This window comes from Actinoplanes subglobosus, from assembly GCF_042650585.1.
Taxonomy (GTDB): Bacteria; Actinomycetota; Actinomycetes; order Mycobacteriales; family Micromonosporaceae; genus Actinoplanes; species Actinoplanes subglobosus.
The window spans coordinates 27,344-43,464 of record NZ_JBHSBL010000001.1 but is presented as its reverse complement, the minus strand read 5'-3'; the positions used below and the strand labels follow the sequence as shown (position 1 = coordinate 43,464).

General features: G+C 71.1%; 10 protein-coding genes. 7 read left to right on the top strand and 3 right to left on the bottom strand.

The annotated features are described in order from the left end of the window. Window positions 1–1,145 (top strand): NACHT domain-containing protein (locus tag ACFO0C_RS00190; RefSeq protein ID WP_378064328.1); only part of this gene is annotated, 1,145 nt, incomplete at its 5' end. Between the two features lie 7 nt (window positions 1,146–1,152). Here ACFO0C_RS00190 and ACFO0C_RS00185 read toward each other — a convergent pair. After that, on the bottom strand, window positions 1,153–5,949 hold the full coding sequence (locus tag ACFO0C_RS00185) for a WD40 domain-containing protein (RefSeq protein WP_378064327.1): 4,797 nt from the start codon (window positions 5,947–5,949) through the stop codon (window positions 1,153–1,155). Between the two features lie 421 nt (window positions 5,950–6,370). On the opposite strand from ACFO0C_RS00185, the gene ACFO0C_RS00180 reads away from it, so the two are divergent. From ACFO0C_RS00180 to menC, 6 genes are all read left to right on the top strand, one after another. Continuing rightward, window positions 6,371–8,212, top strand: coding sequence for an SCO2524 family protein (locus ACFO0C_RS00180; RefSeq protein WP_378064326.1), 1,842 nt, complete (start codon window positions 6,371–6,373; stop codon window positions 8,210–8,212). A 2-nt stretch (window positions 8,213–8,214) separates the two neighbouring features. Further along, window positions 8,215–9,144: an SCO2523 family variant P-loop protein gene (locus ACFO0C_RS00175; protein WP_378064325.1), complete on the top strand. Its 930-nt coding sequence runs from the start codon at window positions 8,215–8,217 to the stop codon at window positions 9,142–9,144. After that, window positions 9,141–10,157 carry an SCO2522 family protein gene (locus tag ACFO0C_RS00170; RefSeq protein ID WP_378064324.1) on the top strand — a complete coding sequence of 339 codons (1,017 nt, stop codon included), beginning with the start codon at window positions 9,141–9,143 and terminating at the stop codon, window positions 10,155–10,157. The genes ACFO0C_RS00175 and ACFO0C_RS00170 overlap by 4 nt, the downstream gene beginning before the upstream one ends. Further along, a complete protein-coding gene (locus ACFO0C_RS00165; RefSeq protein ID WP_378064323.1) occupies window positions 10,141–11,082 on the top strand; it encodes an SCO2521 family protein in 942 nt (313 codons plus the stop codon). Before ACFO0C_RS00170 ends, ACFO0C_RS00165 begins: the two co-directional genes overlap by 17 nt. Before the next feature lie 301 nt (window positions 11,083–11,383). Next, complete coding sequence (locus ACFO0C_RS00160) at window positions 11,384–12,226, top strand: GNAT family N-acetyltransferase (protein WP_378064322.1); 843 nt, start codon at window positions 11,384–11,386, stop codon at window positions 12,224–12,226. Then, the gene (menC, locus tag ACFO0C_RS00155; RefSeq protein ID WP_378064321.1) at window positions 12,223–13,362 is read left to right on the top strand and encodes an o-succinylbenzoate synthase; all 1,140 of its coding nucleotides are present in this window, start codon (window positions 12,223–12,225) and stop codon (window positions 13,360–13,362) included. Before ACFO0C_RS00160 ends, menC begins: the two co-directional genes overlap by 4 nt. Before the next feature lie 608 nt (window positions 13,363–13,970). On the opposite strand, the gene ACFO0C_RS00150 is transcribed toward menC, so the two are convergent. Continuing rightward, window positions 13,971–15,368: a sensor histidine kinase gene (locus ACFO0C_RS00150; protein WP_378064401.1), complete on the bottom strand. Its 1,398-nt coding sequence runs from the start codon at window positions 15,366–15,368 to the stop codon at window positions 13,971–13,973. A 39-nt stretch (window positions 15,369–15,407) separates the two neighbouring features. Beyond that, window positions 15,408–16,088 (bottom strand): response regulator transcription factor, encoded by a 681-nt coding sequence (locus tag ACFO0C_RS00145; RefSeq protein ID WP_378064320.1) that lies wholly within the window; start codon window positions 16,086–16,088, stop codon window positions 15,408–15,410. Between the last annotated feature and the right edge of the window lie 33 nt (window positions 16,089–16,121).

Below are 16,121 nucleotides of genomic sequence, written 5' to 3'. Positions count from 1 at the left end.
TGCTGCGGTCCGCCGCCGGCCAGGCCGCGGCGCCGGCCGGGCTCTACCTGCCGCCGCGGGCCGGTGACACCGATCTGATCACCGTGCTGCGGCGCTGGCTGACCGGTCCGGGTGGCCGGCTGGCCACGGTCACCGGCGATTGGGGTACGGGTAAGTCGGCCCTGTTGTCGGAGCTGGCACGGACCGTCACGCTCGCCCGTGACCCGGTCGTCCCGGTGCTGCTGAACCTGGCCGAGCACGACTGGCGCGCCCCGCTGGACGAGCTGATCGCCGTGCAGCTGGTGCGCGGCGGCGTGCGGGAGGTGGACCGTGACCACATCCGCCACCTGCTCCGGGAGGGCCGTTTCGTGGTGCTCTGCGACGGCCTGGACGATCTCGCCGACCGGAACGGCCGGGCGTCGCTGCACCGCCGGCTGGCGAACTGGCAGGTGATGGTCCGCGACCGGTTCGCACCGGTGAAGACGGTCCTGGCCGGCCGCGCGACCGGCCCGATCGGCGCGGCGGCGGCGCCCTATCCGGCCGGCGAGGTGCTGCACGTGCGCCTGGACGGGTTCGGCCCGGACGAGATCCGCGACCTGCTGACCCGGCGGCTCGGCCCGCGACGTGCCCGGGCCCGGCTGGAGCTGCTCGCCGGTTCCGGCGGGCTGCTCGCGATGGCCGCCAACCCGCGGATGCTGACGCTGATCGCCGCGCTCGACGACCCGCCCGGCGGTTCCGGCGCCTATCCGGTGCTGGCCGACGCGTGGCTGCTGGACGAGTTGCGCCGGGCCGGCGGGCCGGCCACCCTCGGCGAGTTGCGGACGGCGGTGACCGCGCTCGCGCGGCGGCTGTGGGAGGCCGGGACCGGCCCGCTGCCCGCCGGGCCGGTGGACGCCGGCCCGCTGCCGGTCCGCGACCACCGGCACTGGATCCACTTCGCCGACCGGTCGCTGCTGGAGTGGCTGGTCGCCGGGGAGATCGCGGCCCGCCTCGATCCGGGCCCGCCGTCCGGGGAGCTCCGGGCCCTGCTGCGCCGGCCGATGTCGCCGCTGATGGTGACGTTCGTCAGCGACCTGGCCGGGACGGAGCGGGCCCGGGCCTGGGCCGGTGCCGCGCCGGACGGGGTCGGTGACGCCGCCCGCCGGATCCTCGATCACCTGGCCTGAGACACGGTCACCAGAGCGGCTCCCCGGGTGGGGCGGGTTTCATCGCGGGGACGTACGGGTCGAGTTCACCCGAGTCGAAGCGGCACAGGCCGATCGCGTACCAGCACTCGTCACCGAGCCGTCCGTGCAGTGTGTACCGCTGGTCGTGGAAGTGGACCATCGAGCCCTCCTCGGCCAGCGGCACCAGGATCGCGTGCGGCGTGGCCCGGCTGGTGTCCCAGATCCGGACCGCGTGGTCGCCACCGGCGGCGGCCAGATGCCGTCCGTCCGGGGCGTAACCCAGCGCCTGGATCCAGCCGGGCTGCCCGGTCAGCGTGTGGGTGGGCCGTCCGTCCAGGGTGTCCCAGATCCGGATCGTGCCGTCGGTGCCGCCGGTGGCGAGGTGGCTCCCGGACGGTGCGTAGGCGAGCGTGGTGACCGCACCGGTGTGCCCGGTCAGCGCGATCGGCGTGCCGCCGCCGGCGTGCCGCAGCCGGATCACCGCGTCCTCGTCGGCGCTGGCCATCTGCCGGCCGTCGGGTGAGAAGGCGATCGCCCGGACGGTGCTGGTGTGCCCGGAGACGTTGTGCGGTTCCCGGGTGGCCAGGTGCCAGATCCGGATGGTGCCGTTGGTGCCGCCGCAGGCCACGCTCTGCCCGTCGGGGGTGAAGGCGACGCTGCGGAACGCGACGGCGGTGTAGGTGCTCCGTTCCCCGGCGAAGATCCGCGGGTCCTCGGCGCCGGCCAGGTCCCACAGCCGGACCGTGCCGTCGGCACCGGCACTGGCCAGGTGTCGGCCGCCGGGGGCGAAGGCGATCGCGTGCACGACACCCCGGTGGCCGGCCAGGTGCCGTACCGGGGCTCCGGCCGGGGTGTCCCAGATCCGGATCGTGCCGTCGCCGCAGGCGGTGGCCAGCAGCCCGTCGTCGGTGACGGCGATCGCGGTGACGGCCGGCTGCCCGGCGGCCGGCTCGCTCAGCACGCGCGGTGGAACGCCGGCCACCTGACTCCACAGGCGGACCGCACCGTCGCTGGACCCGACCGCCAGCCACGGGTCTCCGGGCCGGGCCGAGAAGCAGAGCGCCTGCGAGTTGCCGCCGCTGGAGCGCAGCGTGCGTTCCGGGCGGCGGTCGGCGGTGTCCCAGATCCGGACGGTACGGTCGTCGCCCGCGCTGGCCAGGTGTTCCCCGTCCGGGTAGTAGGCGAGGGTGTGCACCCGTCCGGCGTGGCCGTTGAGCGGGCGCAGCAGGCTGCCGGTGTGGCTGTCCCACACCCGGATGGCGCCCTCGTCGCCGCCGCTGGCCAGCCAGCGCCCGTCCGGGTGGAACGCCAGCGCCCGGACGCACTGGGTGTGGCCGCTGAGCCGGTGCTCGACGGTCTCGGCGGCGACGTCCCAGACGAGCACCCGGCGGTCGTCGCTGGCGCTGGCGATCCGGGTGCCGGCCGGATCGTAGGCCAGGGCGTACACGGTGCCGGTGTGCCCGGTCAGGGTGTAGACGGCCTGGCCGGTGCCGGTGTCCCAGATACTGACCGCCTCGTCGTCGCCGGCGCTGGCCAGGTGCCCGCCGCGCGGCTGGTAGGCCAGTGCGTGGATGCGCCCGCTGCCGGTGTGCAGGGCCCGTACGGTGCGGCCGCTGTCGGTGTCCCAGATCCGGATGTCCTCGTCGTCACCGGCGCTGGCCAGGTGCTTGCCGTCCGGGCTGAACGCCAGCGCGCGGATCCGGCCGGTGTGCCCGACCAGGGTGTGTGCGTGGTGGCCGGTCGCGGTGTCCCAGACCCGGACGGTCTCGTCGTCGCCGGCGCTCGCCAGGAACCGTCCGTCGGCCGTGAACGCCGTCGCCCACAGCGGCCCGGTGTGTCCCGGCAGCACCCGCAGCGGGCGGCCGTTGTGCGCGTCCCAGATCCGGGTCACGCCGTCCGCGCCGGCCCCGGCGAGCAGTCGCACGTTGGAGACCACGGCGACCGCGTGGATCACCGTGGACGAGGCGATCTGGGGCTCGGCCGGCACGCCGGGAAGTGCCGCGCCGTGGGTGTCGGCGTTGCGCAGCGACTCCTCGTCCACCCCGGACGTGGCGACCAGCGCCGCCCGCCGCAGGCGCACCCCGGTCAGGATCGCGCCGGTCAGGTCGGTGCCGAGCAGCCGGGTGCCGCTGAGGTCGGCGCCGGTCAGGTCGGCCCCGCGCAGCGTCGCCCGGTCCAGCCGCGCTCCGACGAGGGTCGCGCCGGTCAGCGTGGCGTCGGTGAGGTTGACGCTGACCAGGCTGGTGTCGGTGAGATCGGCCTCGCTGAGGCGGGCGCCGACCAGGATCCGGCCGGACAGGTCCTCGCCGCGCAGGTCCACGCCGGCCATGTTGAGCGGGGTGGCGGAGTCGTCGACACCGAGGAAGCGCAGAACCTTGACGGCGTTGCCGCTGACCACCCGGGAGGTGGGCTGCCCGGCCAGGATGCCCTCGGCCCAGGACCGCATCACGTCGGCGCCGGCCAGCCCGCACAGGAACTCGATCATGAGGGGCTGCCACTTGTGCCCGATCAGGCCGCCCGCGGCGATGCCACCGGGTGGCTGGGCGGCCAGGTGGTTGGCGATCAGCCACTCCCGTACCGAGTCGTGGACGAAGGTGAACCGCTGGTCGCCGGAGCGGACCAGCAGCGTGCTGGAGCCGAGGACGTGGGCGCTCTCCTGCGGTTCGAGGGCCGGACCGGCCCCGACGTGGGTGGCGGTGAGCTGGGACAGGGCGATCGCGGCGTCGCCGAGGTCGTCGAGGCTGAGGCCGCCGTCCGGCTGGTCCCACAGCCGCAGGGCGAGGTGGGTCACCGCTTTCATCAGGTCACCCTGGTCCGGCGCGTCCGGGCCGAGCCGCTGCAGCCGGCGGGCCTCGTAGCTCAGCCATCGGTCCAGGACCTGCCGGTACAGCAGGGCGGCGTTGATCGGGCCGCCGGCCGGGTCGAGCTGGTCCTCACCGAGCTCGGTGATGAAGCCGAGCATCCGCGGGTTGCGGGAGAGTGGCAGCAGTTCCTTGACCTTGCGCATCAGCTCGAACCGGGTGCGGGCGCTGCCGGCGTCGCGTAGCCGGTTGGTGAGGAAGGCGACGATCTGCTCGTCGTCGAAGTTGCTGAGCCGGACCACCTGGCGGTCGGTGCCGAGCTGGGCGCCGAGCGCGGTCAGCACGTCGGAGTCGGTCAGGAAGTGCTGGTCGCGGCTGGTGACGACGACCTTCGCGTGGTGCTCGGCGGCCTGCACGATGGTGTCCAGGTGGTTGGTGGCCCGGTCGTAGCTGACCCGGGTGGCCAGTTCGTCGAAGCCGTCGAAGAGCAGCGTGATCCGGCCCTCGCGGCGCAGGTAGCGGAAGATGTCCAGGTCGACCTGCCGCTGGCCCTGCCGGTAGAGCTGGACCGCGACCAGTTCGTCGAGGCTGTACGCCTTCTCGAAGCCGCGCAGGTCGATCAGGATCGGGATGGTCCGTGACGCGTCCCGGACCATGCCCCGGGCCAGTTCCTTGAGCAGGAACGTCTTGCCGTGGCCGAAGGTGCCGAGCACCACCACGAGCCGGCCGCGGGAGGCGTCCACCCACTCGCGCAGCCAGGCGAGCAGGTCGGTGCCGGGCGGCGCCTCGGACGGGGCGGCCGGCGGTGGCAGGAACTCGGTGTAGCGCTGCGCGACGTACAGATCGGGACGGTAGACCGGGTCGTTGTTGAGGTCGGCGGCCTGGCTGCCGGCGAACAGGTCGAGGTCGGGGCCCACCTGGTAGTCGGCGAACGGCACCAGATCGACCCCACGGGTCCGCGCCCAGGCGGACAGCTCCGGGCCGGCCGGTCCACCGGAGTGCACCAGTTCGGCCGGGCTCTCCGAGCCGCCGGTCCGGAAACGGGCCAGCACCTCGACGAACCAGTCGACGTCGGCCCGCTCCGGCACCGCCGCGCACACGCCGACCGGGTGCTGGTCGGCGGGCCCGCGGTCGGTGCGGTTGCGGGCCGGGGAGACGCGCAGGTACCCGACCCGTGCCTCGTGGGGCCGCAGCACCGGCACGACCTCGGCGCCCTTGTTGCGCAGCCGGCACACCTCCGCCACCTGGGTGACCAGCCGCTGGAGCCCGAGCTGCGGCTCCGGGCGGCGCTGGTGCGGGATCAGCCGGCGGGGGAACGGGTGCGGCAGCCGGATCGGCGGGCCGCCCGGGAGCACCCGGGCCCGGTCGGGACGGGCCTCGATCAGCTGCCAGGCGCCGCCGGCACCGAGCATCGGCACCCCGGCCCGGCCGAACACCGATCCGGCCGGCTCGCCCGACTGCCCGTGCAGCACCAGGTCGAGGTGCGGGCCGAGGGTCTCGGCGAACCGGTCGGCGTCGGAGATCGCGCCGCCGCCGGCCGGCCGATGGTGCATCACCCCGATCCGGAGCCAGTCACGGCGGTCCTTGGTGTTGAGCTGCTCGGCGAACCAGTCGATCTGGGCGTCGCCGAGGTGGCCGTGCCGGTCGCCGGGGCGGTGGGTGAGCGCCATCGTGGAGTTGAGGCCGGCGACGACCACCCGCAGGTCGGGGTGCTCGGTGAGGATCCAGGGCTGGTCCTTGGGCAGTTCGGTGCCGTGGAAGCGGCGCAGCATGGTGGAGAACGGCTGCCACTTCTCCCAGTAGGGCGCGACCGGCTCGGCCTCGTCGGCCTCGCACTGGAGGAAGTAGGCCTCGCACTTGCCGCGGTTGACGTCACGGTCGCCGGGGACCAGGATTATCTGCTGATTCTCCAGCCCGAACGCGTCACGGAGAGCGGCCAGGAACTGATGGGCACTCTCGTATTCGGCGGTTGTCGCCCGATCCGCGATATTTCCCGAAATCATTAACAGATCAGGTGCCGAAACACCACCGGTCGAAGCGAGATCATCACGGAGAACGGAGATCGCGTGAGGCACTCCCCCTGCCGAGGGGCGCGCCGTTGCCAGGAAGTCCCGGCAGTGCAGGATCGTGATCGGCGACGATGCGTAAACCGGCGTTCTCCCACCTTACGGGAGCCCTCTCCGGAGGCCCGAGGTGTCCGGAGCGATCTCGGGTGGCCATACGGGTCACGAGACTATCAATCAACAATGATCAATTACAACGCCGCGTCCAAGTAGGACTGTTGCCCGAATGTTCGGGGTCCCCGACGGCCAGATGGCGGGATATGCTGCGCCGGTAGAAGTTCGGTGATTACCTGGCTGCCGAGCGGCACTGGATGCCGCCTTCAGCAATGACCAGGGTGAATGAAATGGTGGTTGCCGGCCGATGAAACTCCAACCGCGCCAGGAATTGCTGTCGGTGTGGAAAGCGATCTCCAAGTGGTGCGGTCCGGCCGACTCGTTCCAGTGGGCCGACCGGGGTGGCAGCAACTCCATCAGTGACGCCGAGCTGCTCCTGTGCCTGCTGCTGCCGCCGCAGAAGTTGCCGGACATCCGCTACGACCGGCCGGACCAGACCCAGACCGACGTCTGCACGACGCTCGCCAGTTTCGGCACCCCGGTCGAGATCCCGCAGCGCATCGTCGGCCTGCTCGGCGACTTCATGACGAGGTATGCGCATCCCGGCACCGGCCTGCCGTTCTTCACCGTCGGCAACTACCTGACCACCGAGCCCGGTGACGAGGCGCAGCCGACCCCCGAGCAGCTGGAGCTGGAGGTGGTGGACTCGTTCTCCACCTCGATCGTGCTCTGTCTCGCGGCGCTCCGGTTCCTGCGCAGCTACCGCCAGGCGATCCAGCGCAAGAACTACCTGGCCGAGATCGCGCGGGTCGAGGTCCTCACGCAGAAACGGCTCACCGCCGCGATGGCCGGGCTCCAGCGCAGCTTCACCATCAGCGTCTTCGACGCGGCCAGCCCGTCGGGCAAGGCCATGCAGGACAACGTCTTCCCCGGCGCCAACCACCCCGACGTGGTCCGGCGGATCCGCGAGGCGCTGACCACCGTGGAGGCCGGCCTCACCGAGCTCGGTGTCAACGCCGAGCAGGTGGAGGACCTGAAACTCGGCCCCAACAACCTGTTCGAGTGCGGCTGGTCGTGGGGCATCGTCCAGGGGGCCGACGAGGTGAAGACCGCCTCGGCCACGTTCGCCCAGCCGGGGTACGCGGAGCCCTTCCCCTACCTCTACTTCACCGTGGTGGCGGTCGACGGCATCCGGGACCTGCTCGCCGAGGACACCCGCCTGCAGGGCCTGCTCAACGAGGAGCAGCAGGCCATCAAGGAGGTCCTCCGGGTCCAGTGGGAGCTTGCCCAGCGGTACTGGTCGATCGTCGCGACCCTGGGCGAGCAGAGATGGCCGGTCGAGGAGCTGCCCTGGCGGACCACCGCCGAGGCGGAGAGCGACTACTACAGTCTCCTGGTGCTGTCGCTGGTCCGGCACGCGCTCGGCGACCGCAACGCGCCGCAGTCGGACCTGTCGCGGGTCGCGCGGGTGCTGGAGGACCTGGCCGACCGCGGGCGCATCCGGCGGCGGCCGCTGGCCAACGACCCGGCACTCGATCTGCACCAGCCGGGCCGGTGGGTCCATCTGGGCGGCGCGGCCCAGCTCGGCGTCGACGCGCCGCGGGTCGGCTGGCGTCTCGGCGAGCTGTCCAGTCTCGTCTTCGGCCGGGTGCTCGCCCTCGCGACGCAGGTCAACGACTCGCAGGAGCAGGCGCGACTGCTCAACCTCGCCGACGACGTGTGGGACCACCTGAGCCAGCGCCGCCTCCGACACGGCCGGGGCACCGACCTGTGGGACGATCCGGCGAACGTCTTCCCCAGCCTGGTCCACCGTGACGAGCCCAGCTGGTACCACACCACCCGGGTGGTGCAGTGCATGGGCACCGCGGCGGACCTCATCCACCGCAATCCCCCACCAGGGCGCAACCTCTCCGCCCTCGCCGCCGAGCTCCTGGTCGAGGCGGAGAACGCGTTCGACAGGGAGCAGCTGCGCGGCTCGGGCGAGGCCGGTCCCGCCCTCCGGGACAGTCTCATCCGGCAGGCCAGCAACCTGAACAGAGCACGCCAGATCCTGCGCACCCAGCCGGGCACGGCCGCGCAACACCTGATGGAGGTCCTCCACGAGCTGGACAAGCTCGCCGCCGCTCGGGAATCCCAGGCTAGGGACTAGGGGTGCTCGTCTTCGCGGCCTCCGACAAGGGGGGCACCGGACGGTCGGTCACGAGCTGCAATGTCGTTTATCGCAGCGCGCTCGCCGGCTCGGACGTCTGCTATCTCGACTTCGACTTCGGGTCCCCGACGGCCGGGTCGATCTTCCAGATCGCCGAGGCGACACGGGGCGTCCCGAAAGGCGGTCTCCACTCGTACCTGCAGGATCCCGATGTGGCGGCGACCGGCGAGGCGAAACGCATCGACGTCTGGAGCCGGTCGGCACGCCGGAGCCTGCGGCAGCGCCCGCCCGGCTCGGGCAAGCTGATGCTCTTCCCCGGCAATCAGGACGGCGGCGAGTTCGAGCCGGACAAGGAGGCGCTGCGCCGCTGCGTGCACCTGTTCCAGGCACTCGACGAGGAGTTCGACATGTGCCTGATCGACCTGAGCGCCGGCCGGTCGTACGCGACGCAGCTCGTGCTCAGGGCGACCGCCGACCGGGCCCTGCGCGGGGTGACCGCCCGCTGGCTGGTCTTCCACCGCTGGACCCGCCAGCACATCCCGGCGGCGGGCGGGCTCGTCTACGGTCAGAACGGCATCCTCAACGTCGGCGTGGAGGCCGGTCACGACCCCGAGCGGCTGCAGGCGGCGATCAAGTTCGTCCGTACGGCGGTGGTCGACCCGGACTCGGCCGAGCTCAGCGGCCTGCGGCCGGCCCAGGTCGCCTGGTTGCGCGACTGCGACGAGGACCTGCGCCGGCTGGCCGCCGTGCACCGGGTGGGCCGCAGCTCGATGCTCGGCTCGGTGCCGCTGGACCCGGTACTGCAATGGCAGGAGCAGCTCATCTCGGACAACGACGTGGTGGCGCGGGACGTCGCCAACAGCTCGACCGTGGAGGCCTTCGACGAGCTGTCCCGCAAACTCTCCGTCGACGACGAGTGGATCGGCGCATGACCGCCCACGCCGAGTTCTACGAGTCGGCCGCCGACCCGCGGGTCCAGTCCGCGCCGCTGTCCCACCTCTCCGTCGAGCTCGGCCACTTCTACGCACCGGACCTGCGGCAGAGCGAGGAGTTCTTCGTCGACCACTTCCGGCGGATCGGCGTGTGGTATTCGGCCGCCCGTACCGCCTACCAGAACGTGGTGCCCAAGGGCAGCCCGCGGATCAGCACATGCATCCTGATAGACGACTACTTCGGCCGGCTCGACCCGCCCCCGGTCCTGGTGCACAAGCTGCTCACCGCCGCACAGAAGGCCGGCGTGGAGATCGACTACGTGGCACGCGAGTCCGGCTGCGCCGACCCGGTGCCGGTCGGTTCCGACCCGGAGTCCGCCGAGACCGGCCTGTCCCCCGCCGACCTGGTCAAGGCTCGTCTGGTGGCTGATCCCCCGCCGGGCACGACCGGCGCCCGCCCGCCGGTGGGTGACACCGGCTGGCTCTGCAACGGGATGCGGTCACCGGAGACCAAACAGGAGGCGATGAAACCGGCCACCCCGTGGAGCCCGCCCGCGGAGAACGCCACGGTGAACCACTCCATCTTCGCCGACATCGAGCTGTGGAAGGACGGCACCGACGGCCGCCAGTGGTCGTGCGCCATGCTCGCCGCCGTGTGGCAGCTGCTGCGGCTGGGCATGCTGCGCGACAACGGCCACCACATCGCGGCGCCGCAGCCGATGCCGGCCGACCTCCCGGACAGCTGGCGGGCCCTGCCGATGATCCTGCGGGTCAACGAGCGCGCGGCACCGTTCAACGCCTACCGGGCGATGACGATCTGCGCGCCGCTGTTCCAGCCGGTGGAGAACGCCGTCCGCACGATCCTCCAGCAGGTCGCGGTCGATCAGGCGGTGATGGCCCAGGTCACCGAACGGGCCGGCAAGGAGGGGCTGTCACTGCCGGACGAGGTCGTCAACCGCATCGAGTACCTCTTCGTCGACACCGGACCGGTGCGCGGTGCTAATCCTCGGTGAGGTGCAGACCGCGGCGCTGCGGCACGCCGGCGGGGTCCCGCAGGGGCTCGCCGAGAACGCGCTGGCCCTGATCGCCGGCGAACGGGTCCGGGTCTCCGAGCGGCCGATCAGCTACGCGGTGAGCCCGAAGACCTTCACCGGGGTGGACTGCGGGATCCGGTCCAGCTCCGGCGCCGAGGTCCGGGGTGTCGGCACTCTGATGGGCCGGGCCAGCCTGACCGGCGGGCGGGTCCTGCAGAGTTCGGCCGTGGCCCGGCTCGATCCGGTCGCCGGTGGTTACCGCCGGGCCTGGTCGCACTACCTGGCGCGGCTCGGGGTGGTGGAGGCGCTGGGCCGGCCCGACATGCCGGGGACGGTGGCCGCGCATCTGGCCGCCGACCGCGAGTCGTCCACGATGGGGATGGGCGCGTTCTGCGGCCGGCTCCTCAACGAGATCCAGGGATCCGCGGTGCTGGACCAGAAGACACCGCTGCGCGCCCGCCGCACGGTGCTCCGCTGGGCCGCGATGATCAAGGACGACACCGACGTGCACGTACGGTTCACCGTGCTGGAGGACGGCCTCCGGTCGGTGCGGCTGGTCCTGGGACCGGCCGAGATCGACGACATCGTGGAGCTGTTCGAGGATCTGGCCCTGCATGACTGGTTGCTGACAGCGCTCCTTTCCGTCATCGAGCAGAGTCGGATAGGTGTGGAGCAGCCCGCGCAGAGTGTGGTCCGGCTCAGACCGGCCGTCGACCATCTCCTGCACCTCTGGATGCCGGCGGCGCGGCTCAACGGTTTCGCGCTGGAGGCGTGGCAGGCGCTCGAGGGCCGGCCCGGCCTGTCCCGGCAGTGGGACGCCTCGGTGCAACGCATCCGCGATCAGATGGCGATGGCCGCGGCCCTCGTCGAACGCCAGCCGGACCGACCACAGCCGTTCCGGTGAACGCGTCCTCGTCCACCCCATCATCCAGTAGAGGGATAGGCACTTCCAGTCGGCCGAAATCATGCTTTAGTGGGAATTACGGACTCAAGGAATACGCCAGAATAGATAGCGGCTGATCATGGCTTTGAGGGGTATTTGCAGAGGATGACCTCCATCTGCACCGCCACTGATCGCTTTCGGCAGGGCCACGAACTGGCCGAAGCGTTACGCTCGAGGTAGCCACGTCTGGTAAAGACCGCTTCGGTCCGGGCAGAACAGTAAACGGACACCCGGGCCCATTCAGCCTATCCGGCACCCCGTAGTGTGCGACGTCGTGACAGGGGTTTCGGTGGCGGGGACGGGAGGCGCCGTGCGCGAACGGCGGGCCGTTGAGAACGTGGCGGTCACCCTCCTATCCTCCCCGGCACACCTGATCGCCGCCGCCGAACTCCTCCAGAAGCGCTGGGGGGCCCGCACCGACGCCCAGCGCGTCGAGGTGGTGAGCACGACGACGCTGCGCTCGCTCAGTCACTCCGGTAATTATGTGGCCGGCGCGTTCCACGGCAGGAAGATGATCGGTTGCGCAGTGGGCTGGGTCGGGCTGGGCCCTTCGGGACCGCCGGATCACCTTCACTCGGACATCGCCGGGGCCACGAAGAGCAACCTCGGCATCGGCTATCTGATGAAACGCCACCAGCGCAGATGGGCGTTGGATCGCGGACTGCAGAAAATGCGATGGACCTTCGATCCGCTCGTGGCCAGAAACGCGTACTTCAACCTGTGCAAACTCGGTGCGGTGGTCACCTCTTTCGAACCGGACTTCTACGGCCGGCTCAACGATGGCGTGAACGACGATCAGACCACCGACCGGCTGGTGGCGGAGTGGGATCTCCGCGACCCGTGGGTGGCGCAGGCTCCGGACAGCGGGTACGCACCTGCCAGGCGGCACGTCGCGGTGACGCCGGACGCCGTGCTGGTGCCGGTACCGCCGGACATCATCAAGCTGCGGCAGGCCGACCCGGACCAGGCCCGGCAGGAGAGCCGTGCCATGCGTAAGCGCTTCCGCAAGCTGCTGATCAAAGGCGGGTACCGGATCGCCGGCATGACCCGGCAGGGGCAGTACGTCCTCCTCCCCCGCCACGTCTCCCCGGTGTTCGAAGCATGAGGATCACGGGCGTCGCGTTACGGTGGGTGCGCCTGCCGCTGGTCACCCCGTTCCGGACCTCGGTCTACACCGAGTACGACCGGGAGGTGCTGCTGGTCCAGGTGTGCACCGCGGCGGGCGTGACCGGCTGGGGCGAGTGCGTGGCCATGCGCGGCGGCATCTACTCACCGGAGAGCATCGAGAGCGCCGAGGAGGTGCTCCGCACCACCCTGATCCCGCTGGTGACGGACCGGGACGACGTCACCGCGGAGTCGGCCAAGACGTCCTTCGCCGAGGTCGACGGGAATCCGATGGCCAAGGCGGCGCTGGAGATGGCCCTGCTGGACGCCCAGTTACGGGAGCGCCGGACGTCCCTGGCGCGCTATTTCCATGTGAAGCGGCCACAGGTCCCGGCCGGCGTCTCGGTCGGCATCATGGGCATGGACGAGTTGCGCGCCGCCGTGCTGCAGTACGCGTCGCAGGAGTACCAGCGGATCAAGATCAAGATCAAGCCCGGCTGGGACGTGGAACCGGTCCGGATGATCCGCAAGATGCTCGGCCACCAGATGGCCGTCCAGGTGGACGGCAACGGCGCCTACACCCTCGACGAGGCGAAGAAACTCACCGAGCTCGAGGAGTACGGGCTCGTCATGATCGAGCAGCCCCTCGCCGCCCACGATCTGGAGGGGCACGCCGAACTGGCCGCGTACCTCAACACCCCGATCTGCCTGGACGAGCCGATCACCTGCAAGGCGGACGCGATCGAGGCGATCAAGCTGGGCGCGGCCGACATCATCAACATCAAGCCCGGACGGGTCGGCGGCTACCTCGAGGCGCGCGACATCCATGACGTCTGCGGCGAGCGCGGTGTGCCGGTGTGGGTCGGCGGCATGCTGGAGACCGGTCTCGGCCGGGCGGCGAACGTCGCCCTCGCCGCACTCGAACATTTCGAGCTGGTCGGCGACCTGTCCGCCTCGGAGCGCTTCTTCACGCGGGACATCACCGAGCCGATCGTGATGCACAAGGGCTTCATCCCGGTGCCGACCGGAGACGGGATCGGCGTGGTGCCTCATCCCAAGATCCTCGACGAGGTGACCGAGCGGCAGGATCTGGTCTTCGGCACGGTGCCGGGGAGTGACCGCCTGATCCGGACCTGACCACGGGTTGGTCCTCGACTAACGATCTTGCGAAACTCGTTCGCCCTGTCAGACCGTGCCCGGGTTCGCCCATAATGCTCGGCGCGTTCGCTGCGCCTCGGCCGAGACCCACACACGCGAGCCCCGCCCAACCGCGACGCATCGTGCACGGAGATCCAACCGCGGAGCGACGTGGGGATCCCGAGATCGGCCGAATGGCCTCCCTCTGAACAGCCTTGTCGCTGCTTTCAACAGCTGATGCGAGTCCTGAGGCAGCTCTGCCGTTGCATTTGTTGCTCTTTCCGATAAGGGCACGCCTTTATCGCACAAGCACATCAAGCGCACAAATAACACAGACTATCTATTTTCAGGAAGTAAATGTGACCAAAGCTACAGACAAGGGTGCCATGGTCGATCAGCAGCCTGTGGCTCGGCAGGAGCTGCCGCCGGTGGCTCAGCAGGAGCCGGCGCCTGACACTCAGCAGCCCGGGCAGGCGCAGGAGGGAGACCGCGTCGCTGAGCCGTGGTGGATTCGGCTGACGAGGCCGGTCGCCCGGTTCGTGGCCAGCCAAGCGCTTGCCGAGGCGTGGGCCGAGGTGTGGCCCAAGGTGTGCGAGGCGTTGGACCACCTACTCTCCGTCCTCTGACGCAGAAGGAAAGGGCTCACCGCCGGCACGCTCGATGTCGGGACGGGGTAACGTTTCGCAAGATCGTTGGTCGGGGGCCGGGGCCGGTAGCCGTACCTCGACACGAAGTCCGGGATGAGCGTCGCCCAGGGTGACCGAACCGCGATGCCGTCGCACCAGCTCGCGGACGATGGCGAGGCCGAGGCCCGAACCGCCCGCATCGCGGGCTCGGGCGTCGTCGAGGCGGGTGAAACGCTGGAAGACGCGCTCCCGGTCCGGTTCGGGGATGCCGGGGCCGTCGTCGGTGATCACCACGACCCGCTGTGGCCCGTCCGCGAACGCCGCGACCGTCACCCGGGACCGCCGGTGCCGGACCGCGTTGTCGAGCAGGTTGGTGACCACCCGGGCCAGCGCGTCCGGCTCGGCGAGCAGCGGCAACGGCTTGCCGGGGTCGTCGAACACGACGTCGGGATAGCGTTGCGCGGCCTCCCCGACGAACTGGGCGAGGTCGATCTCCTCGAGCCTGGCGGAGGGCACACCCTCGTCCGAGCGGGCCAGCAGCAGCAGGTCGTCGACCAGCCGGGACAGCCGCTGCACGTCGGCGAGCAGGTCGTCGGCGAGCTCCGGCCAGTCGGTGTCGTCCGGCAGGTGCTGCGCCACCTCCAGCTCGGTGCGCATGTTGGTCAGGGGGCTGCGCAGCTCGTGGGCGGCGTCGGCGACGAAGGCGCGCTGACGCGCCCGGGCGGCATCCAGCCGGTGCAGCATGTCGTTGAGGGTGACGGCGAGGCGGTGCACCTCGTCCTTCGAGTCCGGTACGGGCAATCGCCCGGCCCTGGTCCCGCCGGTGATCTCCTCGGCGCCCGACCGTAGCGCGTCGACCGGACGCAGGGCGGCTCCGAGCGCCCGCCACAGTCCGGCCGCGAGCAGCGCCACCAGCAGCGGGTAGAGGATCAGCAGGGTGATCTTGAGAACGTGCACGCTCTGGGTGATCTGCTCGGTCGAGCGGGCGACCAGGATGCGCACCGGCGCCGTCGGCGGCCCGGCGGTGAGCTGGACGACGCGGACCTCGCCGCGGTAGCCGATCCGCTCGCCGGCGATGGTGATGCTCTCCCCGTCGGCCAGCCCGTCCAGCTCCCGGGAGTAGAGCAGCGGCGTCATCCGGTCGGCGGTCGCCGACACCGCGACGATCCGTCCGGCCTCGTCGATGACCTGCACCTGCACACCGGGCGCGACCATGATCGGGTTGGGCAGCGAGTTCTGCTCGACCAGGTCGGCGACACCGCGGGCGGTGTTCATCGCCTCGCTGTGCACCGAACGGATCTGCGCGTAGCCGAGGACGACGAGCAGCAGCACCCCGCCGGCGGCCAGACCGAGGGTGAGACCGGCCGCGGAGACGAGCAGCAGGCGGGCCCGCAGGCTCAGCTCCCGGATGCGGCGCATCTAGCTCAGGTCCGTGCCGGGCGGGACGATCGCCAGCCGGTAGCCGGCGCCGCGGACCGTCTCCAGACGGTCACGGCCGATCTTGCGGCGCAGGTAGCCGACGTAGACCTCGACGGCGTTCGGCGCGGTGTCGAGGGCGGCGTCCCACACGTGGTCGAGCAGCTCGGTCTTGGACACGACCTGCCCGGGGCGGCGCATCAGGTACTCCAGCAGCGCGAACTCGCGGGTGGTCAGGGTGACTTCGGCGCCGCCGACCAGCACCCGGCGTTCCGCCGGATCCAGCTCGACGTCACCGAACGCGAGGACCACCGGACGGGCCTGGGCACCGCGGCGCAGCAGGGCCCGGAGCCGGGCGAGGAGCACGACGTACGAGAAAGGTTTGGTCAGGTAGTCGTCGGCACCACAGTCGAGGCCGTCGGCCTGGTCGTACTCCCCGTCCTTGGCGCTGAGCATGAGCACCGGCAGCCAGTGCCGCTCCGCGCGCAGCTGCCGCACCACCCGGTAACCGGACAGGCGCGGCAGCATCACGTCCAGGATCATCGCGTCGTAGCCGCCGTGGCGGGCCATCTCCAGGCCGTCCTGGCCGTCGGCGGCGACGTCCACCGCGAATCCCTCGGCCTGCAGGCCCCGCCGCAGCGCCGCCGCGAGCCGCGCCTCGTCCTCCACCACCAGCACCCGCACTCCCACACCCTGCCATGCGGCCGCTCGTTTCCC

Excerpts from the sequence above, each read along its gene's own strand:
- ACFO0C_RS00170 (WP_378064324.1), top strand. The coding sequence starts at position 9,141 with ATGACCGCCCACGCCGAGTTCTACGAGTCGGCCGCCGACCCGCGGGTC.
- ACFO0C_RS00185 (WP_378064327.1), bottom strand. The coding sequence starts at position 5,949 with ATGATTTCGGGAAATATCGCGGATCGGGCGACAACCGCCGAATACGAG.
- ACFO0C_RS00180 (WP_378064326.1), top strand. The coding sequence starts at position 6,371 with ATGAAACTCCAACCGCGCCAGGAATTGCTGTCGGTGTGGAAAGCGATC.
- menC (WP_378064321.1), top strand. The coding sequence starts at position 12,223 with ATGAGGATCACGGGCGTCGCGTTACGGTGGGTGCGCCTGCCGCTGGTC.